This window comes from Pseudoalteromonas sp. MM1, assembly GCF_030296835.1.
In the GTDB taxonomy this organism is placed as follows: Bacteria; Pseudomonadota; Gammaproteobacteria; order Enterobacterales; family Alteromonadaceae; genus Pseudoalteromonas.
Genome location: NZ_AP027922.1, coordinates 68,382 through 91,545, shown reverse-complemented (window position 1 = coordinate 91,545; position 23,164 = coordinate 68,382). Strand labels below are relative to the sequence as shown.

Genomic DNA, 23,164 nt, shown 5'->3' with positions numbered 1-23,164 from the left:
TAATAAATATAGAACGTGTTTAGTTATATTTTAGTTCATTGAGCGGGCTCTATTATTATTTGATGTATAAGCGTTTGTGGTAATAAAGGCGTGTGTTTACCTTCAATGTAGTCACTAAACCCCGCACGGTAAAACGCGGATAGCGGATGCCCCGACTGCCCACCGGGCACTGCCATAATGGCATTTTCTAAATGCCCAGGTTGGGCAATAAAGCGCTGCGATGCACCAAAGCTTTTGCCTTGTACGGCGGGCATGTAGCTATCACCAAAACCTGGCGCTACAGGCATATTTAAAAGCTTAGCCAATATGGGCATTTGTTTAGCAAACGGGTGCTCAATATTAAGTGCATTTACTTTACCCCACTGCCAATTTTGCACGTTATCCCCGTACTCAGACCTAAGTGCTGTCACTGTTTGGTTAAATGCACCTGATAACTGCTCATCCCAACTTTTATACTCAGGGTTTACCCACGAATCGGGCCGTGTATTAATAAGCTGCCATATTGCCGGCTCAAGATCGCGTTTTACGTATTTAAGCGTAGCGTCTTGCTCATTGAGTGTGTGCTCCATACTTGCAAATACGATATTAATTAATGTGCTGCGGTAGTGTTTAACTAAGGTATAACCTACCGAGCTTGCACATGCACACTGCTGCCAGTTTTCGAGTGCACTTATGTACTGTGCGTTTTTGGTTTTTTCTTTTTTAAGTTGATTAAGTAGCAATGTGTGCCAAGGTGTTAAAAAGCGGGCTTGGTTATCGAGCTGTAACGCGTAAAAGTCGCTCTCTGCAAAGGTTTGTTTTTCAAATAACCTATCGCGTATTTGGCTCGAACGAGCGCCTAGTGCATAACCACCGTTACCAAAACGGGTATTATCAGTGGCCGACACAACGCGCGAATTGCCTGTCCATAATCGTCCATTTTGCGGATTTTTAACATAGGGGCGCTGATGCTCATTTTGCTGCCAGTCGGGTGAGTACTCATGTGTATTCACACTTAGCTCACTCGGCGTTTTACGTGCCGGTATAGCGCCAATATGTTGCCATGCAGCACTGCCTTGGCTATCTACCACCATTAAATTTTGCACCGGAATACCCACATTGCTCGCTATTGCTAATGCATCATCAACCGTATTTGCTTGTTCAAGTTTTACTAATTCCATATCAACGGCATAAGGCTGATGCGCCGCCCAACTAAGTGCATAAGGCTTTTTATTAATATATTTTACTGGGCCGTATTCGCTTAAAGTTAATACGTAGTTTTCTACCTCATCATTTGGTAGCGCTATTGGCTCATTTACTTGCCATGTTTTACTGTCATCATTTAGCGCTATCCAATCGGCGGTATCTATATAGCCATTAGTAAAGCCCCACGCTATTTTATTATTGCTACCCACCACAATAGCGGGTGCGCCAGGGAGTGACACGCCAGTTACCTGAACTTGCTCGCCATTTTGTTGGTAATTAAGCTGCGCTCTGTACCAAATAACCGGCACCGCCATAGATAAATGCATATCATCAGAGAGCATGGCTACACCCGTTTGTGTGTGCGCGCCGGTTACTGCCCAGTTATTGCTACCGCGCTCTTGATTTACCTGAATATTTTTAACCGTGTGCTGTGCTTGCGCTGGTAGCTGAGGAATGGTGCCTGTAAACGAGGCAAGCTTACTGCCATCAAGCGCCGCTTGGTATTGGCTAGGTTGTGTTAAAAAATCAACCGTTTTTTGCCCGTATGCTTGCTCAATGTGTATAAGGGCTTCATCGCGCTCAAAGGTGGCACTTTGTAAATCAAGGTACATGCTAAATATAACTAATAAGCTGTCTTCACTTTGCCAAGGTTTTTGCGCTGCGCCTGTCAGTAAATACTCAAAGCTTGCAAAGCCAACTTGTGCCAGTCCTTCGTTTACACCTTGTGCGTAGCTGTTTAATAGTTGTTTATCGCTTTCGGGTAAGGTGTTTAATATAGCGCGGCTGCGTTTACGCAATTGATGAAAGCGCATTTTTTTATCAAGCCCAAGGGCCGCTTTACCAAATAACTCACTAAGCTCACCTGCGGCGTTACGTCTTAATAAGTCCATTTGAAAAAAACGGTCTTGCCCGTGTGCATAACCTAACCCGTATGCAGCGTTATGGCGATTTTCGGCCTTTATAACCGCCTGTCCTAGTTCATCACGCGAAATAGTAACCGGTTTATTAATTGCTGTACTTTGGCCTTTACCATCAAGCGTGGGCACACTTAAACTTAATACACCGTACACCAGCGCTGTACCTGCTAATCCTAAAACCACAATGAGCAATACTAGCCATTTGATTACTTTAAACATTAATATGTCCTTTACACTATTTGTTGCACATATAATAACCATAGTTTTATTAAATAATAATGTTCTTACTCGCAAAGGGTGAAATAAACATCAAAATCCACGATAATAACCATTCCACATTTTGTGCAGATCTAGTTGAGACTCATATGACTGAAAAAACATTTATCAAAGGTAAAGACCGCGACCTAGAATCGTCTATCTCTACCATGCAAAACAAGCTAAAAGCGCTAAACATCAATATTGAAGAGGCACTTTGGCTTAACCCTGTAGCTAACTGTTATTCAGTTCATATAAAAGACAGCGACTGCGGTGTTATGTTTACCAATGGTAAAGGGGCAACCGATAAAGCATCTATCGCCTCTGCGCTCGGTGAATACTTTGAACGATTAAGCTGTAATTACTTTTTTGCCGACTTTTATTTAGGTGAAGAGTTTGCAAACAGCGACTTTACTCATTATCCAAATGAAAAATGGTTTAAAGTTGGAGGAAATGAAGTACCAGAGGGCATAATGGACGAAAGCCTTTGGGATTACTTTGACCCAGAGCGTGAGCTTAATGCATCACACCTTTTTGATTTTAACTCAGGTAATAACGAGCGCGGCATTTGTACACTGCCATACACGCGCCAACGCGATAACCAAGACGTATACATTCCGGTAAACGTGATTGGTAATATTTTTGTTTCTAACGGCATGAGCGCAGGTAACACTAAATTTGAAGCTCGCGTACAAGGGCTATCAGAAGTATTTGAGCGCGCCATTAAAAACCGCATTATCGCTGAAGGGCTTTGTTTGCCTATCGTCCCTGAAGAGGTTGTAAAGCAATACCCTAAAATTCACGAAGCGTGTGAAGAGCTGCGCAGCCATGGTTTTCATTTACGTATTGCCGATGCATCACTTGGCGGTAAATACCCTGTAATGAGCGTAACGCTTATTAACCCTGTTGATGGCTCTGTGTTTGCCTCTTTTGGTGCTCACCCGTCATTTGAAGTTGCCCTTGAGCGTACGGTTACCGAGCTATTACAAGGACGTCGCCTTGATCAACTTGATGTATTCCAACCGGCTACGTTTGATAACGATGAAGTAGCAACACCTGAAAACATTGAGCTGCACTTTATCGACTCAAGTGGGTTAATCTCGCATGACTTTTTCCGCGCAACACCTGACTTTGACTTTGTGCATTGGGATTTTAGCGGTACAACAGAGCAAGAATACAACTTCTGTACTGACTTAATTCACAGCATGGGCCACGACATTTACATTATGGATTACACACACTTAAACGTGTATGCATGTCGTATTTTAGTGCCAGGGATGTCAGACATTTACCCAGTTGATGAACTAATTTGGCGTAACAACAACGAAGGCGCTAAATTCCGTGAAGCATTCCTATCGCTTGATCAGTACGATGCGCAGCAGTGGATGGACATTTACGATAGCCTAGAAGAAGCAGGCCACAGCGATATTATTCGTGCTGCTGAATTTATTGGCCTTGCCACCGATGCCGACACACCATGGCATACACTGCGTATTGGTGAGCTTAAAGCGCACTTATGTTTAGCCGCAGGCAACGAAGAAGCCATTGATTGGGTAGACTGGATACTACACACAGGCCAAGTAAACGAAGATGCAATGCGTCACTTTCGCTGTTTAAAAGCCATTCTTGAAATTAAATACGATAACGAGCGCAACTACGCCGACTACCAAGATGCACTAGGTTTAATGTTTGGCAGCGATAACGTAACGCTTGCTATTGAAATAGCAGAAGGCCGTAAATTATTTAATGGTTTAACCTTCCCTGGTTTATCGCTTGAAGGCTTTAAAAAACATGCAGCACTACTTGATGGTTACCGTAAATTACATGTCGCTAAACAAAATCATTGGGCACGAGAAGTAACCGACGCTTAATGCTTAAACTACTAATTATAAAAATAAAACGGCGCTAATTTATCAGCGCCGTTTTTATTTATGCAATAAATTAGCTATAGTTAAATTGCCTAAAATAACAGCATGACTTAGCCAATGCCGCCAAAAAATAACAATAAAAAAAACACTACCAGCAACTATAAGCTGACCTTTTGGTTATCGCTTACGCTAATAATATTAGTAAGCATTGTACTTGATAGAATTAACTACAATCGCGCAAAAGACGCCCACCGCCTACAAATTTTATCTCAGGTAAGTACGTATCGTGCACAACTCGAAGCCACCTTGGTATCAAACATTCAGCTAGTTCGTGGATTAGCAGTTGCTATATCAGCTGAACCCGAGTTACAGCAAGCACGGTTTGAACAAATTGCTGCGCCTTTGTTTAAAACCTCCAGTGAATTGCGCCATATTGGCGGTGCACCCGACATGATTGTTCGTATGTCTTACCCACTCAAAGGTAACGAAAAAGCCATTGGTTTAAACTTTTTAGAAAACAAAAACCAGCGCCTAGACGCCATTAGAGCCCGTGATACAAATACCATTGTTATGGCAGGGCCACTTAAGCTCGTACAAGGCGACATTGCCCTTATTGCCAGAGTGCCTGTTTATATCCCACCTGATAACCGCTTTTGGGGGCTATTATCGGTGGTACTCGATATTGAAAAAGTCTATAAAAATTCAGGCATAAAAGAGCTTGAAAAAAACTACAACATTGCTATTCAAGGGCGTCATGGTTTAGGTAAAAAAGGCGAGTTTTTTTATGGCAATAGTAATATAACTACACAAGAGCCGCTTGACTTTACGCTTAATTTTCAAGGTGGCAGCTGGCAATTATACGTAGCACCTAAAAAAGGCTGGAGCCCAGCGCTTTCAACTATATGGCCGCTTAGAATCGCCATTATAATTATTTGCGGATTACTAATATGGGCGTTCTTATTCTTTTTAAAAATGCTAAACCGCCAACAGCAAAACGAAAAAATGCTGGAGGCAATGAGTGACCTTGCACAAATTGGGGCATGGTCGTTTAACCTAGAAACCAAACAAGTTTATTGGTCAGAAGTAACCAAAAAAATATTTAAATATCCTCTAAATAAACAACCGCCTTGGCCAGAAGATTTACATTATTTTAAAGCGGGTGAAAGCCGCCTACTTATTGCTGAACTAATAGAGCAAGCAATTAAGGAAGGAAAAAGCTATGAAACTGAGCTAGAAATAATTGATGCAAAAGACCAAGAGATTTGGGTACTTGTTCACGGTGAAGCTGAATACAAAAATGGCCGTTGCATCAGAATATTTGGCTCTATACAAAATATTGATATACGTAAACGCACCGAACTAGAAAACGGAAAGATTGCCCTTCATAACGAAATTTTGGCATCTCTCACTGCTAATGAATTGATATTAAGTGGGCAACTTAGTCAATCTAAAGATGTTATTACCCAATCTATATGCCAAGCCTTAAATATAGAGCAAGCCAGTATTTGGTTTTTTAACGATGACAAGTCTCAACTAAGCCCGATAGCCTCATTTAATGTTGAGAATAAAGTTGGCAACACTAATTCATCATGGTCTCGCGCTAGTGCCCCCGACTTTTTTGAGACATTGGAAAAACAAGCGGTATTTAGCGCAATCAATGCACAACATAACCCTTTGCTATCTCCACTGAATAAGCATTACTTACAACCACTACAAATTAACGCCATGCTGTGCGTTATCATACCTGCAGGCAATGGTACCATTGGGATTGTTTGCGCAGAACAATGCGTATCTATGCGTCCGTGGTCACGCAATGAAGAAAGCTTTTTAATTGCCATTGCTGCTTTGGTGGGCAGTCTGCATTCAAGCCAGCAACGTATTGAAACCGAGCAAGAGTTAGTTACCGCCAAAGAAGCTGCAGAGCAAGCAGTAATGGCTAAAAGCGAATTTTTAGCCAGTATGAGCCACGAAATAAGAACCCCTATGAACGGCGTACTGGGCATGCTAAATATTATCAAACGGACCCAACTTAACCAGCAGCAAGAGCACCACATTGAACTTGCACAATCGTCTGCTCAATCGCTGTTAAATATAATTAACGACATTTTAGATTTTTCTAAAATTGAAGCTGGTAAGCTCGATATAGAAAATGTGCAATTTAACTTACCTAAATTACTTGGTGAAGTGGTTGAGTCGTTTGCGCTTAAAGTGGAGCAAAATAATACCAACCTCATTTTAGATGCCACCCAAATTACTATCAGCGAAATAATTAGCGATCCGAATAGGCTACGTCAAATTTTAAATAACCTGATTGGCAATGCCGTTAAGTTTACTATTGATGGGCAAATTTTGGTGACTGCGCAAATTGATGAAACTACCGATGGCAGTTTTTTACATTGCTCTATTATTGATACCGGCATAGGAATAGACGCAGAAAAACAAAAAACCTTATTCGACTCATTCACTCAGGCCGATGCCTCAACCACCCGCCAATTTGGCGGCACGGGCCTAGGCCTTGCTATTGTTAAGCAGCTTTGTGAACTAATGGAAGGCGAGGTAAGCGTAACCAGTATGCTAAATGAGGGCAGTACTTTTTCGTTTTCTATAAAAATACAGCCACGTCTAACTAAAGCGCAAGATTTACCCAGCCACTTAATTAATAACAAACATATTTTAATTATTGATACCTGTACTCTTAACGCCAATATTGCCGCCAAACAATTACGCGTTTGGGGCGCACACGTTAATATTTTAAATGACTATAGCGGCATCATTAATTATTTTGATAACTGCGATACCCAGCCAGATGCATTACTGGTCGATTATCATTTTTTTGAGCAAGCTGCGCACCCACAAATAAATACATTAAAAAACCGAGTAACCACCAAGCAAAGCAAACTGGTTGTTATGGCACCGATGAGTTATTCGCAAGAGCATAACAACATTGGCATAAATATAGACTGCCTGATATTTAAACCGCTCACCCCGTCAGATTTATTTGATTCACTCACTAACGATAAATTCATTGAGCAACAACAGCGCCAAGCACAACTGCAAAATGAGTTAACCGAAAAGCCCAAAGAAATATCAGCGCACGCGCAAGTGCTTTTAGTAGAAGATAACAAAGTAAATCAGGTAGTGGCCTCAGCGTTGTTAAAACAAGTTGGGCTTACCTTTGATATTGCACAAAACGGCCAAGATGCACTAGATAAGCTCAACAGCAGCCCAGACAAAAAATACCAGTTAGTTTTAATGGACTGCCAAATGCCCGTGATGGATGGTTATCAAGCTACGCAAGCTATACGCGAAGGCAAAGCGGGCAAACATAATAAACATATTACAATCATTGCGTTAACAGCAAACGCAATGCAAGGTGATAAAGAGAAGTGCCTAGATGCAGGTATGAACGATTATTTAACCAAACCTTTAGATTCCGCAGCACTAGAGCCTAAATTACAACAATGGCTTGGTACACAATAAAGGTGTAAGCTAAAAATACTGTTTATTAATAAAGAAAAGCCATGCATTTATCAGCAAATCAGCAGCGCGTTATTGGCTGCCTTTTAGAAAAGCAAAGCACTACACCTGAGCATTATCCACTATCGTTGAACGCACTGACGAATGCGTGTAACCAAAAATCAAATCGAGATCCGGTTGTAAACTTGAGCGAAAGTGAGGTGCAACAAACACTTGATGAGCTTATAAGTCAGCGCCTTGTAACGCTAGACGAAGGGCTATCGGGGAGAGTTAATAAATACGACCACCGTTTTTGTAATACAGAATTTAGTAGTTTACAGTTGAGTACGCAACAGCGAGCAATACTATGTTTACTGCTACTGCGCGGTGCTCAAACACCCGGTGAGCTAAGAACGCGCAGCGCTCGCCTAGCTGAATTTACAAACGTAAGCGAAGTAGAAACAGCCCTGAACGCTCTAGCAAAAGATGACTATGTCACAAAGCTTGAGCGTGAGCCCGGCAAACGAGAAAGTCGCTACATGCACCTTTTTGCTGACCCAGCAATAGCGCCAAGCCCAGACTCGGCTCCGCAAGTCACAGAAGTTAAAAACGATGAAATTAACGAGTTACTTGCAGAAATTGAGGAACTAAAAGCCGAGCTTAGCCGTATAAAAGCACATTTAGGACTTTAATTAATAACCACTAAACCAGATAATGTAAGCCTATTTAAAAACTACTTATTAAATAACAAGGAGCTGGCCATGCGCGCCGAAATTATGGCTGAAATGAAAGTTCAGCCAACTATTGATGTAAACGCCGAAATTACCCGTCGAGTTAACTTTATAAAAGCACGCTTAGTGGCAGCCCATAGTGTATCGCTTGTACTTGGCATTAGCGGCGGTGTTGACTCATCGACCTGCGGGCGCTTGTGTCAATTAGCAGTAGATGAACTAAACGCAGAGCAAAACACGAATAAGTATCAATTTATTGCAGTTCGTTTGCCATACGGTGTACAAGCAGATGAAGACGAAGCGCAAATGGCCGTTGATTTTATCAAGCCAAGCAAGCGCATGACCGTAAACGTAAAACCTGCTGCAGATGCATTACACGAGCAAGCTATGGCAGCTGTAGTAGGCAGTGGTGAAAAGCTACCAGAGCAAGCTAAAATTGACTTTGTAAAAGGTAACGTAAAGGCGCGCCAACGCATGGTAGCGCAATACGAAATAGCGGGCTTTTGCCAAGGCCTAGTAGTGGGCACCGATCACAGCGCTGAAAACATAACCGGTTTTTACACCAAATTTGGTGATGGCGCATGCGATTTAGCCCCATTATTTGGCTTATCAAAACGTCAAGTTCGTGCACTTGCAACAGCCTTAGGTGCGCCAGAGCTACTAGTAACAAAAGCCCCTACAGCTGATTTAGAAAGTGACCGCCCAGGCCTCACTGATGAAGAAGCGTTAGGACTGAGCTATGAGCAAATTGACGACTTTTTAGAAGGTAAGCCGGTCGCTGCAGAGGTTGAGCAAAAGCTAACTGACATTTATGTTCGCACTCAGCATAAGCGCCAACCCATTCCGACTATTTACGATGATTTATAATGGCTCAACAGCTAGTGCTGCATATGCACTAGCTGATCTATTTGCCGTAATGTTACGTAAAGATTTATAGTTAATATTAACGCCTGCCAAAGAGAAAACTGCATTACATGACATCTCCTATTTTAATAACAGGCGCTGGTCAACGTATTGGCCTTGCGCTTGCTAAGCACTTTTTATCGCAAGGCCAAGCTATTATTATTACCTATCGTACGCGCCACGATGCAGTCGACTACCTAGCACAGCATGGCGCCGTATGCATACACGCCGACTTTAGCAGCGACGCCGGTATAACTAGCTTCATTGAAACCCTTAAACAGCATACGCATTCTTTACGTGCCATTGTGCATAATGCCTCAAGCTGGGACTGCGAAGCCAACAATCCCGATTTTTCTAGTCTGTTTGATAACATGATGCGCATTCATGCCAAAACACCGTATTTAATTAATAATGCCTGTGCACAGCTATTAATGGCATACCAAGCTGATACTTGCACACCGGCTGACATTATTCATCTTACCGATTACGTTGTTGAAACAGGTAGCCCAAAACACATTGCCTATGCTGCAAGTAAGGCTGCACTTGATAACTTAACCAAGTCGTTTAGCGCTAAGTACGCACCAAACATAAAGGTAAATTCGGTTGCGCCATCGTTGATTATTTTTAATGAACATGACGATGAAGCTTATCGTGCTAAAACCCTTAAAAAATCATTAATGGGAATAGAGCCTGGTTGCCAAGAAATAATAAATAGTATTGATTTATTACTGCGCAGCCACTACATCACAGGCCGCGCTTTACCTGTAGATGGCGGCCGCCATTTAAAGTAAAACACACATTAAAACTGAGAAATTTATGCATGACGAATTAAAGCAAAGCTACCAAAACATTATTACCGCTGTGGGTGAAGATGCAGGCCGAGAAGGCCTTCTCGATACACCAAAACGTGCAGCAAAAGCCATGGAGTATTTAACAAAAGGGTATCGTCAAACGCTTGATGAAATTACCAATAATGCGGTATTTAGCTCAGACGCAGACGATATGGTACTGGTACAAGATATAGAGCTTTACTCTATGTGTGAACACCACCTATTACCTTTTATTGGACGCTGTCATATTGCGTATATTCCCGATGGTAAAGTACTAGGTTTATCTAAGTTTGCGCGCATTGTTGATATGTTTGCACGACGCTTTCAGATACAAGAGCAGCTTACTCATCAAATTGCTAAAGCCGTTGAGGAAGTAACCGGCGCTAAAGGCGTGGGTGTTATTGTTGAAGCTAAACATATGTGTATGATGATGCGCGGTGTCGAAAAGCAAAACTCAAGCATGCGTACTTCTGTAATGCTGGGTAACTTTAGAAGTGACTCTAAAACGCGTAACGAGTTTTTACAGCTTATTAAGGGTTAAATTATGGCCAACGCAATTATTAACGTAACCAACTTACGCTTACGTACATTTATTGGCTTTAACCCTGAAGAGCGGGAAAAAAAGCAAGATGTAGTGATTAATTTAGAAATTCACTACCCTGCAGATGAAGCCTGTAAAACAGACGAAGTAGATCAAGCGCTTAACTATAAAGTGATCACCAAAGAAGTGATAAGCCTAGTAGAGCAAGGACACTTTTTGTTGCTTGAAAAGCTGGTTGCCGAAATACTTGCAGTATGCCATACACACCCAAGCGTGCATTACGCCAAAGCCAGAGTAGATAAACCACATGCACTGCGTTTTGCTGACTCAGTTTCGCTCACGCTTGATTGGTCAAAGTAACTTTACATAACAGCTTGTGCACCACTGGCAAGGGCGATAACGGCTAAATACCGCACGCCTTTGCCAATACTCACTAATAATAAAAACAGACTAAAGCGCACTTTAAATATGCCGCCAATTACCGTTAGTGGGTCGCCAACAACCGGCAGCCAAGCAAACAATAAGCTATATACGCCATATTTTTTAAACTGAGATTGTGCTTTAACTATCCCCTGCTCAGAGACCGGAAACCACTTTTTGTGCTTAAAACGCAGCACATGAGTCCCCAACCAATAATTAGCACAACTTCCCAGTACATTACCTAACGTAGCGGCTAACCACAGCAGCCATACATTAGCTTTTGCTTGGCTGATCATAGTAACAAGTACCACCTCTGAAGAGCTTGGTAATAAAGTCGCGGACACAAACGCACTAAAAAATAAGGTGATATAAAGCATAATGCCCTTAGGCTAAACGTAAAAACCCAGCTTATAGCTGGGTTTGCAGAATAATAGCTAACGCTTTATTTTATCAAATTTAAACTCAGCGGGTAATTAAACTCTTTGCCTTCGTTGGCTTTAATACTGGCTAGAACCACCATAATAAACGAAAAAATAGCCACAAGGGGCAGCAAAACCAAGCCTATTACAGCAAACACAAGTAAAAAACATACAAAGTAAGCTATAGCCATAGTAATTTGAAAATTAAGCGATTTTTTACCGTGTAAATCGACAATTGGCATTTCATCTTTTTTTATAAGCCATACCACTAACGGCCCAAGTATAGAGCCAAACGGAATTACAAAACCGGCTACTGCACTTAAATGACAAAGCATAGCCCATGTTTTTTCGTCTTTTGATAACGGCTCAAGCTGTTGATTTTCTTCCATTACGCTCTCCTTTTTAGTTATTACATACTGCCTTTTTATTGAGCAGGTGTCTATAAATCATAACTATATTGTTAAATATCACACCCTAACCCGCTGTGATAAAAAAGTGATAACTTTGTGAGAGTTTCTTGAGGTGGTTATTCAATACTTAACCTGAATCATCACTTACAGGAAATAATAATGAAAACATCAGCACTTACACTTGCCACTCTTTTAGCCGTAGCAAGCCAAACAACACAAGCTGCAGAGCTTGATTTAGAATTGACTAATTTAACCCAAGGTATTCACTTTACCCCTGTGCTAATAACAGCGCACGACGCTGAAGATAAATTGTTTGAAGTAGCAACCGAAGCCTCTACAGCGCTACAAACAATGGCTGAGGGCGGTAATATTGCCGAGCTAATGGCTCAAGCAAGTGCGGCGGGTAGTGATATGGCAGCAAATCCAGCTGAAGGATTGCTTGCCCCAACGGCCTCTGCCTCTGCCACCCTTATGACAGCAGACACTAACGAATACCTTTCGCTTACTGCCATGCTATTACCTACCAATGATGGCTTTGTTGGGCTTGATAGCTGGAAAATCCCAACCGAAGCAGGTACCTATACAGTATATCTAAATGCCTACGATGCAGGTACTGAACAAAACAATGAGTTAGTAGTTGAAGGCTCAGGCGCGCCTGGTACACCGGGGATCCCAGCAGCACCAGGGGGTGATGCAGGTACAGGCGGCGCAGGTTTAACCAGTACTGATAGCAATGTGAATGTACATATTCATCCGGGTAATTTAGGTGATGACGACTTAAGCGCCGGTAGCAGTGATTTAAGTAACACCGTTCACAGATGGTTAAACCCAGTTGCAAAATTAACTGTGACGGTTAAATAGGAGAGTTAATTATGTCATCTCTTTCTAATTTTAAAAAAAGTGCGCTTATTTTAATGCTAGCCACTACGCTAGCGGCATGTAGTGACAACGACAATAGCGACCCAATTGAAGATCAAGAACCTGTCGTTGTTGTTGAGCCGGAACCTGTAGTGTATGAGTTTACGATTACCTTTAGTAACTTAACGGCTGGACAACCCCTATCGCCACTTTCTGTTATTGCATTTGATGAAACCGCACCATGGCAATTTGGTGAAACAGCCTCCATAGGCTTAGAAATGATTGCAGAAAGCGGCGCTAACGAAGAGTACCTTAGTGATGAAAATGCACTTGCTTCAGCCTCAGCAGAAGGCCCTATTGGCCCTGGTGAAACGACGTCTGTAACGCTATCGGTTGAAGCGCAAGATGTACTTAATTTGTCTTTTGCTGCCATGCTTGGGAATACAAATGATGCTTTTACCGGTCTTAGTTCTATAGATGTATCTACATTAGCAGTAGGCGATACGCTAACGCGCACCACCTTAGCTTATGATGCAGGTACAGAGGCAAATACCGAAACGGCTGAAACTGTGCCAGGCCCGGCTGCAAATGGCGAAGGGTTTAACGAAATACGCGACGACATTATTGATTTAATAACAATGCATCCAGGTGTTGTGTCTAATCAAGATGGGCTATCAACTTCTGCACTCGGAGCAGGGCAAAAATTTGATAACCCTGTCTCTAAAATAATGATTGAGCGCACACAGTAATAACCAGCTTGTAATGGGGATGTGAGGAGACATGGAGGTCCCTTTTTTTACGAGGTTAATACATGCGTCACGAAAAAATACTGGTAGTAGAAGACGACAGAGAAATAGGTCAATTAATAACAACTCAACTTACCACGCTAAATCTACATGTTGATCATGTTATAAGCGCTGAGCTTGCACTTAAAAAAATAGCAAAACAGCCTTACGGGCTTATTTTATTAGATATAAATCTGCCGCAAATGGATGGCTTAAGCCTATGCCGTAAAATTAAAGAGCACTACCCTACCATTTCCGTTATTTTACTTACCGCGCTGAGTAGCGATATGGACCGTGTAATTGGGCTTGAAATGGGCGCAGATGATTATATTTGTAAACCCTTTTTTGCTCGCGAATTACAAGCACGCGTAAAAACACAGTTGCGCCACAGAGCACAATTACTCGCCATTCAAAATAACGACAATGAACCAGTGCATAATGAACAAACATTAAGTGTGGGTTCGCTAAACATTGAATTTAGCTCACACCAAGTTTATTTAGATGAGCAAGCGCTTAATTTAACCGCTACCGAGTTTGATCTATTGGTTTATTTTGCCCGTCACCCTAACCATGTATTTAGTCGCCAGCAACTATTAGATAAAGTGTGGGGATACCAACATAGTGGCTACGAGCACACGGTTAACTCACATATCAACCGTTTACGCGCCAAGCTTGAGCAGCACCATCAAGCCCCCTTTATAGAAACCGTATGGGGTGTAGGCTATAAACTCAACCCTAGTCAGCTTGGGTAACTTTTATGTTCAATTTGTCTTTATATCAAAAGCTAGCTATCTCTTTGGTAATTATTTTTTGCTTTATTTGTGCACTTGTTTATAGCTGGAGTAAACAGCTAGAACTAAACTCCAAACACCATGGCGAACAAAACTTGCACTTAGCGCTGGCCGAACACTTAGTTCAAGATAACCCACTTATAAAAGAGGGGGTTTACGATTACAAAGCCCTTGAAAACCTATTTCATACCTTAATGCTATTAGGCCCCGCATTTGAGTTTTATTTTGTTGATGAAAACGGCAAAATCCTTACTTATTCAGCTGAGCCCGGTAAGGTAAAACGCACACACATTAATTTAGCGCCCCTTAAAACATTAATAAATAATCCTGATGCGGCCCCTATATATGGCGATAACCCACGCGATCAAAATCAACAAAAAATATTTTCTGTCGCTCCTGTGTTTAATAACGACACATTGCAAGGGTACCTGTATGTCATTATTGGTGGAGAAGCTTACGATACTTCACTTAATAATATAAAAAGTAACGACCGATTATGGCTTGCAGCATTGTGGCTAACATCGGCCTTAGCATTTTTACTGATTGCGATGCTTATTTTACTGCGCTTTTTTACTAATCCAATTCAACGTTTAGCGCGCGATGTGAGTAATATTGAAGCCGCAAATTACAGCTTAACAGACACTAAGCTAAGTCACTTTTCGACCCAAAAAAGTAACGAGGTGCATAGCCTAGGCCGAAGCATACAAGCCATGGTGACCCGTATTAATGAGCAATTTAAGGCACTTGAGCAAAGCGATAAACAACGCAAAGAGCTACTGACTCATTTATCTCACGACTTACGTACACCGCTTGCTTCTTTACAAGGCTTTTTAGAGGTACTTAATCAATCTGGTTCGCAGCTAAGCGCTAATGAGCAACAAGAGTACTTACACGTTTCACTCAACAATTGCGCACAACTTAAACAACTTATTGAGCAAATTTTTGAACTCGCTCATTTAGAAAACGGCGAAATCAGCATACACAAAGAAACCTTTAACTTAGGTGAGCTAATTTACGATTGTATTGCCAAATTTAGTCTGGCTGCTGACAGCAAAGGTATTAAGTTAAGCGTAGAGCCTGCTATTTGCGATTTTCCTGTTGTAGCGGATATTGCAAAACTTGAGCGCGTGTTGAGTAATTTAATTGATAACGCCATTAGGCATACACCCAAAGGCGGCAATATAGCTGTACACGTTAAACATATAGATAATGCACAGTTATTTGTGCAGGTTTCTGATACTGGTGTAGGTATAAAACATGATGAGTTAGATGCTATTTTTAATCCGCACTACCAAGCATCTAATTCTAATAACGAAGGGCGTCAACAAGGTGGTTTAGGACTGGCTATTTGTAAAGGTTTACTTGCCTTGATGGATAGCGAAATAAACGTACAGAGCGAACTGGGTAAAGGCACTATGTTTAGCTTTAACTTGCCGCAAAAAATAAAGGTATAGCCAAACGGCTATACCTTTAGGACATTACTTAATTTTTATGTAGTTAGTTTTTAATGCCGGCTAAATCAAGCATAAAGGCGTAATTAAGTGCTGTATCTTCTAGGCGCTTAAAGCGACCAGACGCTCCGCCGTGGCCGGCTTCCATATCTATTTTAAATAGCAGTTTATTATTATTTGTCTTATAGTCACGTAGCTTTGCAACCCACTTAGCTGGTTCAAAGTATTGAACTTGCGAGTCATGTAAGCCAGTCGTCACTAGCATATTAGGGTACGCTTGTTTAGACACTTGGTCATACGGTGAGTACGACAGCATGTAATCGTAGTATTCTTTTTCATTTGGGTTACCCCACTCACCATATTCATTGGTTGTAAGCGGTATGCTTTCATCAAGCATAGTGGTGACTACATCAACAAAAGGCACTGCTGCAACCACCCCTTTATATAACTCGGGTGCTTGGTTAACCACCGCGCCCATTAATAAACCACCAGCACTCCCTCCGTAGGCAAATATTTCGTCTTTTGCACCATAACCTTTTGTCACTAATGACTTAGTTACATCAACAAAGTCGTTAAACGTGTTCTTTTTAGTTAATAATTTGCCATCTTCATACCATGGGCGACCTAACATTTGCGAGCCACGTACATGCGCTATAGCAAACACAAACCCACGGTCTAATAAGCTTAAGCGTGAGCTTGAAAAAGTAGGGTCCATTGTTGCGCCGTACGAGCCATAGCCGTATTGAAGTAAGGGGTTTGTGCCATCCTTTTTAAATGCATCTTTACGGTACACTAAGCTTACCGGCACTTTTATACCGTCGCGAGCCTTTACAAAAATACGTTCAGAGGCATAGTTATCTGCGTTAAAATCACCTAACACAGTTTGCTGTTTAAGTTGGGTTTTATCACCCGATTTAAGGTCAATATCGTACGAGGTGCCCGGCGTAGTCATACTCGTATAGTAAACACGCAGCATGTCGGTATTGATTTCGTTGTTGCCATAACTTGCAATGGTATAGGCACTGTCGTTAAAGCTTAGTGCTTGTTCATCGCCTGTTGTCAGGTTGCGCACTATAAGACGAGATTGACCCATTTCACGCTCTTGGTATACAAGGTAGTCTTTAAATAAGTCAACGCCTTCAAGCTTAATATCATCGCGCGGGGCAATCACCGTTTGCCAATTTGCTTTATCATGCGCTTTATCTACATCCACTTTCATGAGCTGAAAGTTAACCGCATTTAAGTTAGTTACGATGTAATACGTATTGCCAAGCTTTGAAATACTGTATTCAAGGTCGTCCTCTCGCTCAATTAAGCGCTTAGGTTTTGCTTTATTATCATCTGCGCTGAGTACCGACATACCAGAGGCATTGGTGCTACTGTGCCAAATATATATTTCTGAGCTATCTTTGCTCTTACTAATACCTGTGTAATAACTGGTATCAGCTTCTTCGTAAATAAGTTCATCATCACTTTGCGGTGTACCTAACGTATGACGAAAAACTTGATAGCCAAGTAAGGTTTGTGCATCTTTTTTAATGTAGTAAAAGGTTTTATTATCGTTTGCCCAAATAACGCCGCCATTTGTCCCCTCAAGCGTATCTTCGAGCAACTGGCCAGTGGTTAAATCTTTTACCTTTATGGTGTAAATTCTACGGCTAACGGTGTCTTCCCCGTACGCCATTAAATTGCCGTTAGTACTTACAGATAAGCCACTGACAGCAAAATAGTCGTGATCTTTGGCCAACGCATTTACATCTAAAATAACTTGCTGATCACTGCCTTTAAAGTCGCTACTGCGAACATAAGTAGGGTATTCGTTTTCGCCACGGGTTTGTGATGAGTAAAAATAATCACCTCTTTTTACTGGCACCGAGTCATCGTCTTTTTTAATACGCCCTTTTAACTCTTCAAATAACTCACTTTGTAATGTTTGAGTATGCGCAAGCATTGCCTCGGTATAAGCGTTTTCAGCATTTAAGTAACTTATAACGTCTGGCGCTTTACGCTCGTCATCCCGTAGCCAGTAGTAATCATCAATTCGCGTATCGCCATGAATAGTCATTTCATGCGGTACTTTTTTAGCAATCGGCGCCACAGCGCTCACTGGTTTCTCGGTTGGTTGTGCTTGTATAGTTGTTGTGGTATCTGAAGGTGTACTTTTTGGCGCATTATCACACCCGGCTAGCACAGCGAGTGATAACGCCGCTAGTGTGAATGAATAACGAATCATTATGAAGTCTCTATGTTTTTTATTATTGGTGATATTAAATATACCTAATAATAAAGCGTGGTGTAATTTAGTTTGTGAAGCTATGTAAAAAGGGAGCCGAGGCTCCCTTTAAAATAACGAGTTAGTTATAAAATTACTTTTGTTTACGACGACGCATAAATGCAAACGGCGCAGCAAGTAACGTTAACCAAGCAAGTGAGCCCGATGAACCATTGCTTTGAGGCTCTGGTGTTGGTGTCACTGGCTGAGGGTCTGCAATGGTATCGTTAACAACGATTGACACCATGGTTTCTTCAGCTGTCGTACCTGATGCTTCACGCACTGTGTATGTAAAGCTATCTTCACCAGAGAACTGTGCATTTGGCGTATAATCAATCGTGCCATCTTCATTCACAGTTGTAGAGCCATTTGCAGCTGCAGAAACTACCTCAACAGTTGATGCTACTAAGCTGCCTTTAACTCTTACGCCTTTATGGGCAGAGAATTCTGCATTTTCTGTTTCTGAAGAGGCTACTGCGTCAAATACAAAACGTGACTCAGCCATATCATTAGCTAATACATCTATAGTCACTGTTTGCTCTTCATCAACTTCTACTGAATCTGCAGCTGTGTAATGGCTACGATCTTTTGCAAAGGCTTGATATTGAATATCAACCACCCCGCCTTTGATTTGATCAACCAAATAGCCACTACCAATGCCACTGCCTGTTGGAACTGTATCTAACATTGCTCCTACATTGCCATCAGCAGACTCAACACCCGCAGAGTAAGGAGCAGGCAAAGTTGGTACATCAATGTAATTCATACGTATTTCATCAGTGCCTTCTTTTAAGATCACTTGGAACGTGTACTTATCACCTGAAGCGCTACCCCAAAGCTCAACATCATGCCATTCTACAACAACATATCCGCTATCAAATTTAGCAACATAGATCTCACCGCCACCGGTCGCACCACCCGCTAAATCAAAGTCAGCCCAAAGCGGCGCTATAACACCGTTAGGTGTACGTGCATTAGGCATTGCTTGGGGGCTCCAAGAGTTAGTGGTGTTTACATCTGCACCAACAGCAATAAAGCCGTTATCTGAGATAGTAAACGCTGAGTACTCTTTCCCATCAAAAATAAAGTCAGCTTCAACCGTAATGGTTATTTCATCACACCCGTCAGGACACACTTGAGGATCAAACTCTTCATCAGCCAATGAGAAGGTACCTAAGAAATCACTGCTGTTAATAGCAAATTCTTTTGGTCCTAATGTACCCGTCCAAGTAAGCTCTTTGTTGTCTTCACTCAATGTTACTTCACCTGCACCATTAGTCACTTCAACAACAGGAGCAGCGCCTTTAAGAAGCTCCGCATTTTCATCAAGTTTTACATTTACTGATAACTCATCAGTGAACAGAGTATTGTTAAATTGCACCTCTATTTTTGCAGGAGTAGAAGAATTTAAAGAATCGGCATCGACTGTTGCACTGAACACACTGCTATTTGTTGCTTCGTTATCGTAAATAGCAAATGGTAAATGCGCTACTTGACCTGTCTCAGTATGGGTCCACACTACGTGACCAAAGTTCCAACCTTTCACATCGTTAAATGTTGAATCAATATCTAGGTTAAACTCAGCCATGTCAGTGCTTGTTTCTGCACCTTCCGAGTCTGTTGAAGTAGAACCATGCGCGCCAAGCATAATGGTGCTAGGCGAAACAGTAATTTCAGCGCCTTGCATATCGGTTACTACTTTTGCAGTCCACTCACCAGCAGTATCCGTCATGTTTTGCACGGTATTTGAGAAGCTACAAACACTTAAACAGCTAGGATCGGCGTAAGAGCCATGATCAAATGTAAGTGCAGCCTCTAGCGCATTAGGTACATCTAATCGACCAGCACCTACATCGAAGGCATCGGCTTTTGTCACTAAGTCTTCTTTATGTAAGCCATCCATTTTAGATGAACTCATAAGTGCCGTTTTAATTTGTACCGCATTCCACTCTGGGTGAGCTTGTTTCATCAGTGCTGCTGCACCTGCCACATGTGGGCTCGCCATACTTGTACCTGAAATAGCATTAAAGGTAATACCATTACCTTCATCCGGCGAGTACGCAGATAAAATATCTGTGCCTGGTGCTGCAATATCAGGTTTTAAGAAGCTAGGCTCGCCATTAGGACCACGCGAACTTGAAGAATTAACTGCATCAGTAAATTTTTCTTGAATCGTTCTTTTAACGCTAGGATCGAGTGAAGCAATAACCGGCTCTTCAGCTGCAGTTAAAAGCTCAACCAAGCTTAAACCATCTTCTTGGCTAATCGCTGAGGCTGGAATAGTGGCATCATCCATAGACATACCCATTGCACCACCTGCAACATTGTTATGGATAATTACCGCCGTCGCGCCCGCTTTTTCAGCATTTGCAGCTTTCGTAGTAAACGCACAGCTACCACGAGAAATTAGCGCAACAGAATCTGCAAATGAGATATCTTCAGCAAACTCTTCACACCCTTCAAAATTATCAGGAGCAACCACTTGTGCCGAAATAACAGGAAGTGAAATAGGGTCTGTTAATAAACCATTGCTACCTTCAATGCTTAAATAGGTTTCGCCAGCAACTTCAATTTGTTGAGAGAAGAAACGCCCTGTTTGTGTATTAGCAACTGTTAAACCAGACTCAATACAGCTAGGACAACCAATAGTTTGTGCGCCGTTACCATCGTTACCTGCTGCGGTTACAACCACTACACCCGCTTCTTCTGCAGCTGTGAATAAATCGCTATAAGCACTTGTCGATGGGTTACCACCAGCACCGCCGCCCCACGAGTTGTTAATTACGTCTGCACCATCTTTAATGGCAGCTTCTAATGCAGCCATGAGCGCAACAGTTGTACCGCTGCCCCGCCCATCGGCTGTGTGCCAAAGCGCTTTGTAAGCCATTAATTGCGCTGCTGGTGCAACACCTGAGATTGACACGTTATTGTCTTGGTAAGTAATTTCAATTGGGTTACCTACAGCAGTACCCGCAACATGCGTTCCGTGACCGTCGTAGCCTAGTGGAGAGCCAATATATTCATCAGGGTGAACATCACTTGGTGTTGGGCCAAATGCACGCGCCACAATTAATTTATTATTACAAAAATCGGCTTCACCGCCCTCTATACGACAGTAATCAGGGTTTTCTGCGATATAAGCAGCTTCTTCTTCACTAAACTCTGCAGCTGCGAAACCCACATCTGAAAACATTGGGTTTTCTGGGCGAATACCCGAGTCAATGATTGCAACTTTAACGCCTTTACCAGCTTCAGATTGACCACCAAGTGCTTGCCATGCCTCTACGCCTTTAATTACATCAATAGAAGCATCCATTAGTGTGTGGTACTCAGTATCTAAAAATACTTTTTTAACACCCGCAAGTTTAGCGAGTTTTTCACGTTGGCCTTGCTCACCTTCTACCACGATACCGTTGAATAACGTACTGAATGAATGTGAAACTGAGCCACCGCTAACAGATGCGGCTACTTGCGCTACGCTTTTTTGCTTTGCTTTTAAGTAGCTGCTGTACTTTAAAGCAGGTGCTGAGCCAAGTTTAATTTTACTATCGCCGGTAACGGCTGCAGAGGTTGCTTCAAGCCCTGCAATGCCGCCTTTGTAAGTTGCTAGCGGCTCGTCTTCAAGTTGGATAATATAACGTGCTTTAGTAGAAATGGTTTTATCTTGAGAGTATGTTTTTACACTTGATGTTTCCGGGACGTATCCTTTAGATAAATCAGGTGCGGCTGCTGCACCGTATGACATCATAGCTAAACCTATAGCTGATGAAATAGCGGTTCTTTTTAGTGTTAAATTAGACATTATTTCCCCTGGAGTGAGTTTTATATTATTGTATTTACTCAATTCAATGTTATTAGAATTGTGATTTTTAATATAAAACTTCAGCACCTATGCTAGCAACAGTGAGATTACAAACAAGTTACAACCCACAATAACGCACGTTCAAAACAACGCTTAACCAGCTGTATTTTAAGCTATTTTTGCAAACTTCATATTTGTAAACCACTGTAAACAAAACCTACTTTTTATGGAAAAACTGAATGAGCAACGATGTTATTAATATTTTAACCATGGCTAAAGTCATTCAGACTGCCGTCGCTCCTGTCTTTTTAATTACGGGGATTGCCGCCACGCTGGGGGTTTTATCTAATCGTTTAGCACGTATTACCGACCGCGCACGGCAACTTGAACGAAAACTAAAAGTAAGTACCGATGAAGATTTTAATAAATCTCTAACTACTGAGCTGCGAGCCCTGTTAAAGCGCTCTCGATGTATTCACATTGCTTTTAGTATGAGCGTGCTTAGTGCTCTGCTAGTATGTGCTGTAGTTATGTTGCTATTTTTATCGCACATTCAGTCAATTAATTTAGGGGTAACCATTGCCAGCTGTTTTGTAGCCGCAATGGCCTTATTAATTTGTGGGTTCATGTCGTTACTTGGGGAGGTATTTTTGGCCACGCGTAGTATGCGCCGAGGGATGATATTTGCCGATATAGATTCAAACGATTAACTTTTAGTTAATTTTACTGTATTTACTTGAATAAAAGCAGTAGCTAAGATACAAAAGCACTAGTCGAGAAATAAATTACAGGGATTAATAAACATGAAATTAAAACAATTTTTAGCTGGGGTTGCTTTAGCAACATGTACACTTAGCGTATCTGCAAATACTGCATTTAAAGAGCCAAGTGATGCTATTGAGTACCGTCAAGCTGCATTCTCTATGATTTCAGTGCAAATTAGTGATATGGGCGCAATGCTAAAAGGTAAAATTCCTTTTGACGCAGAGCAATTTAAAATGCGCGCAAATAACGCAGCTGCCCTTTCTAAAATGCCATGGGAAGCGTTTTACGAAGGCACTGATAAAGGTGATACAGCAGCCTTAGCTGATGTATGGTCTGACAATGCAACCTTTGTTAAAAAAGCCAATGCCTTTGCAGCCAATGCAGATAAGCTTGCTTTAGCTGCTCAATCTGGCGATAAGGCGGTAATCGGTAAAGCATTTGGCGCATGGGCCAAAGGCTGTAAAGATTGCCACAAGCAATTTAAAGACTAATAACAATTTAAACA

The 23,164-nt window shown here is 41.8% G+C and carries 18 protein-coding genes; 13 read left to right on the top strand and 5 right to left on the bottom strand.

Annotated elements, in window-relative coordinates:
* Positions 1-35 precede the first annotated feature (35 nt).
* Positions 36-2,321: a penicillin acylase family protein gene (locus QUE46_RS00440; protein WP_286245752.1), complete on the bottom strand. Its 2,286-nt coding sequence runs from the start codon at positions 2,319-2,321 to the stop codon at positions 36-38.
* 146 nt (positions 2,322-2,467) lie between these two features.
* Between QUE46_RS00440 and ycaO the strand changes: the two genes are divergently transcribed.
* The 7 genes from ycaO (at position 2,468) to folX (ending at position 11,046) form a co-directional block, all read left to right on the top strand.
* Positions 2,468-4,228 carry a 30S ribosomal protein S12 methylthiotransferase accessory factor YcaO gene (gene ycaO, locus QUE46_RS00435; RefSeq protein WP_286245751.1) on the top strand — a complete coding sequence of 587 codons (1,761 nt, stop codon included), beginning with the start codon at positions 2,468-2,470 and terminating at the stop codon, positions 4,226-4,228.
* A gap of 114 nt (positions 4,229-4,342) precedes the next feature.
* Positions 4,343-7,705, top strand: a complete 3,363-nt coding sequence (locus QUE46_RS00430; protein WP_286245750.1) for an ATP-binding protein — start codon at positions 4,343-4,345, stop codon at positions 7,703-7,705.
* A 41-nt stretch (positions 7,706-7,746) separates the two neighbouring features.
* On the top strand, positions 7,747-8,373 hold the full coding sequence (locus QUE46_RS00425) for a YceH family protein (RefSeq protein ID WP_286245749.1): 627 nt from the start codon (positions 7,747-7,749) through the stop codon (positions 8,371-8,373).
* A 69-nt stretch (positions 8,374-8,442) separates the two neighbouring features.
* The gene (nadE, locus tag QUE46_RS00420) at positions 8,443-9,279 is read left to right on the top strand and encodes an ammonia-dependent NAD(+) synthetase (RefSeq protein WP_286245748.1); all 837 of its coding nucleotides are present in this window, start codon (positions 8,443-8,445) and stop codon (positions 9,277-9,279) included.
* Positions 9,280-9,386: 107 nt separating this feature from the next.
* Positions 9,387-10,106, top strand: a complete 720-nt coding sequence (gene folM, locus QUE46_RS00415) for a dihydromonapterin reductase (protein ID WP_286245747.1) — start codon at positions 9,387-9,389, stop codon at positions 10,104-10,106.
* A gap of 25 nt (positions 10,107-10,131) precedes the next feature.
* Complete coding sequence (gene folE / locus QUE46_RS00410; protein ID WP_286245746.1) at positions 10,132-10,686, top strand: GTP cyclohydrolase I FolE; 555 nt, start codon at positions 10,132-10,134, stop codon at positions 10,684-10,686.
* 3 nt (positions 10,687-10,689) lie between these two features.
* A complete protein-coding gene (gene folX / locus QUE46_RS00405) occupies positions 10,690-11,046 on the top strand; it encodes a dihydroneopterin triphosphate 2'-epimerase (RefSeq protein ID WP_286245745.1) in 357 nt (118 codons plus the stop codon).
* A gap of 2 nt (positions 11,047-11,048) precedes the next feature.
* Here the strand turns inward: folX and QUE46_RS00400 are convergent, their stop codons facing one another.
* Together QUE46_RS00400 and QUE46_RS00395 are read right to left on the bottom strand one after the other, a co-directional pair.
* Positions 11,049-11,483, bottom strand: coding sequence for a YqaA family protein (locus QUE46_RS00400; protein WP_286245744.1), 435 nt, complete (start codon positions 11,481-11,483; stop codon positions 11,049-11,051).
* Positions 11,484-11,548: 65 nt separating this feature from the next.
* Positions 11,549-11,914, bottom strand: coding sequence for a DUF4870 domain-containing protein (locus QUE46_RS00395; protein ID WP_024032093.1), 366 nt, complete (start codon positions 11,912-11,914; stop codon positions 11,549-11,551).
* A 180-nt stretch (positions 11,915-12,094) separates the two neighbouring features.
* On the opposite strand from QUE46_RS00395, the gene QUE46_RS00390 reads away from it, so the two are divergent.
* From QUE46_RS00390 to QUE46_RS00375, 4 genes are all read left to right on the top strand, one after another.
* Positions 12,095-12,796 (top strand): spondin domain-containing protein, encoded by a 702-nt coding sequence (locus tag QUE46_RS00390; RefSeq protein ID WP_286245743.1) that lies wholly within the window; start codon positions 12,095-12,097, stop codon positions 12,794-12,796.
* A gap of 11 nt (positions 12,797-12,807) precedes the next feature.
* A complete protein-coding gene (locus tag QUE46_RS00385; protein ID WP_286245742.1) occupies positions 12,808-13,542 on the top strand; it encodes a spondin domain-containing protein in 735 nt (244 codons plus the stop codon).
* A 62-nt stretch (positions 13,543-13,604) separates the two neighbouring features.
* Entirely contained in the window at positions 13,605-14,330 is a 726-nt protein-coding gene (locus tag QUE46_RS00380) for a response regulator transcription factor (protein ID WP_286245741.1), read from the top strand.
* 5 nt (positions 14,331-14,335) lie between these two features.
* Positions 14,336-15,823: a cell wall metabolism sensor histidine kinase WalK gene (locus tag QUE46_RS00375; RefSeq protein ID WP_286245740.1), complete on the top strand. Its 1,488-nt coding sequence runs from the start codon at positions 14,336-14,338 to the stop codon at positions 15,821-15,823.
* A 43-nt stretch (positions 15,824-15,866) separates the two neighbouring features.
* Here QUE46_RS00375 and QUE46_RS00370 read toward each other — a convergent pair whose 3' ends face one another.
* Together QUE46_RS00370 and QUE46_RS00365 are read right to left on the bottom strand one after the other, a co-directional pair.
* Entirely contained in the window at positions 15,867-18,053 is a 2,187-nt protein-coding gene (locus QUE46_RS00370) for a S9 family peptidase (RefSeq protein WP_286245739.1), read from the bottom strand.
* Positions 18,054-18,186: 133 nt separating this feature from the next.
* Positions 18,187-21,894, bottom strand: a complete 3,708-nt coding sequence (locus tag QUE46_RS00365; protein WP_286245738.1) for a S8 family serine peptidase — start codon at positions 21,892-21,894, stop codon at positions 18,187-18,189.
* Between the two features lie 239 nt (positions 21,895-22,133).
* Between QUE46_RS00365 and QUE46_RS00360 the strand changes: the two genes are divergently transcribed.
* Complete coding sequence (locus tag QUE46_RS00360) at positions 22,134-22,604, top strand: DUF2721 domain-containing protein (protein ID WP_286245737.1); 471 nt, start codon at positions 22,134-22,136, stop codon at positions 22,602-22,604.
* Between the two features lie 93 nt (positions 22,605-22,697).
* On the top strand, positions 22,698-23,150 hold the full coding sequence (locus tag QUE46_RS00355; RefSeq protein WP_024032101.1) for a cytochrome c: 453 nt from the start codon (positions 22,698-22,700) through the stop codon (positions 23,148-23,150).
* Positions 23,151-23,164 lie beyond the last annotated feature (14 nt).

What these genes read in the sequence shown, in the direction of transcription:
- QUE46_RS00440 (WP_286245752.1), bottom strand. Translation starts at nt 2,321, where the DNA reads ATGTTTAAAGTAATCAAATGGCTAGTATTGCTCATTGTGGTTTTAGGA.
- ycaO (WP_286245751.1), top strand. Translation starts at nt 2,468, where the DNA reads ATGACTGAAAAAACATTTATCAAAGGTAAAGACCGCGACCTAGAATCG.
- QUE46_RS00430 (WP_286245750.1), top strand. Translation starts at nt 4,343, where the DNA reads ATGCCGCCAAAAAATAACAATAAAAAAAACACTACCAGCAACTATAAG.
- QUE46_RS00425 (WP_286245749.1), top strand. Translation starts at nt 7,747, where the DNA reads ATGCATTTATCAGCAAATCAGCAGCGCGTTATTGGCTGCCTTTTAGAA.
- nadE (WP_286245748.1), top strand. Translation starts at nt 8,443, where the DNA reads ATGCGCGCCGAAATTATGGCTGAAATGAAAGTTCAGCCAACTATTGAT.
- folM (WP_286245747.1), top strand. Translation starts at nt 9,387, where the DNA reads ATGACATCTCCTATTTTAATAACAGGCGCTGGTCAACGTATTGGCCTT.
- folE (WP_286245746.1), top strand. Translation starts at nt 10,132, where the DNA reads ATGCATGACGAATTAAAGCAAAGCTACCAAAACATTATTACCGCTGTG.
- folX (WP_286245745.1), top strand. Translation starts at nt 10,690, where the DNA reads ATGGCCAACGCAATTATTAACGTAACCAACTTACGCTTACGTACATTT.
- QUE46_RS00400 (WP_286245744.1), bottom strand. Translation starts at nt 11,483, where the DNA reads ATGCTTTATATCACCTTATTTTTTAGTGCGTTTGTGTCCGCGACTTTA.
- QUE46_RS00395 (WP_024032093.1), bottom strand. Translation starts at nt 11,914, where the DNA reads ATGGAAGAAAATCAACAGCTTGAGCCGTTATCAAAAGACGAAAAAACA.
- QUE46_RS00390 (WP_286245743.1), top strand. Translation starts at nt 12,095, where the DNA reads ATGAAAACATCAGCACTTACACTTGCCACTCTTTTAGCCGTAGCAAGC.
- QUE46_RS00385 (WP_286245742.1), top strand. Translation starts at nt 12,808, where the DNA reads ATGTCATCTCTTTCTAATTTTAAAAAAAGTGCGCTTATTTTAATGCTA.
- QUE46_RS00380 (WP_286245741.1), top strand. Translation starts at nt 13,605, where the DNA reads ATGCGTCACGAAAAAATACTGGTAGTAGAAGACGACAGAGAAATAGGT.
- QUE46_RS00375 (WP_286245740.1), top strand. Translation starts at nt 14,336, where the DNA reads ATGTTCAATTTGTCTTTATATCAAAAGCTAGCTATCTCTTTGGTAATT.
- QUE46_RS00370 (WP_286245739.1), bottom strand. Translation starts at nt 18,053, where the DNA reads ATGATTCGTTATTCATTCACACTAGCGGCGTTATCACTCGCTGTGCTA.
- QUE46_RS00365 (WP_286245738.1), bottom strand. Translation starts at nt 21,894, where the DNA reads ATGTCTAATTTAACACTAAAAAGAACCGCTATTTCATCAGCTATAGGT.
- QUE46_RS00360 (WP_286245737.1), top strand. Translation starts at nt 22,134, where the DNA reads ATGAGCAACGATGTTATTAATATTTTAACCATGGCTAAAGTCATTCAG.
- QUE46_RS00355 (WP_024032101.1), top strand. Translation starts at nt 22,698, where the DNA reads ATGAAATTAAAACAATTTTTAGCTGGGGTTGCTTTAGCAACATGTACA.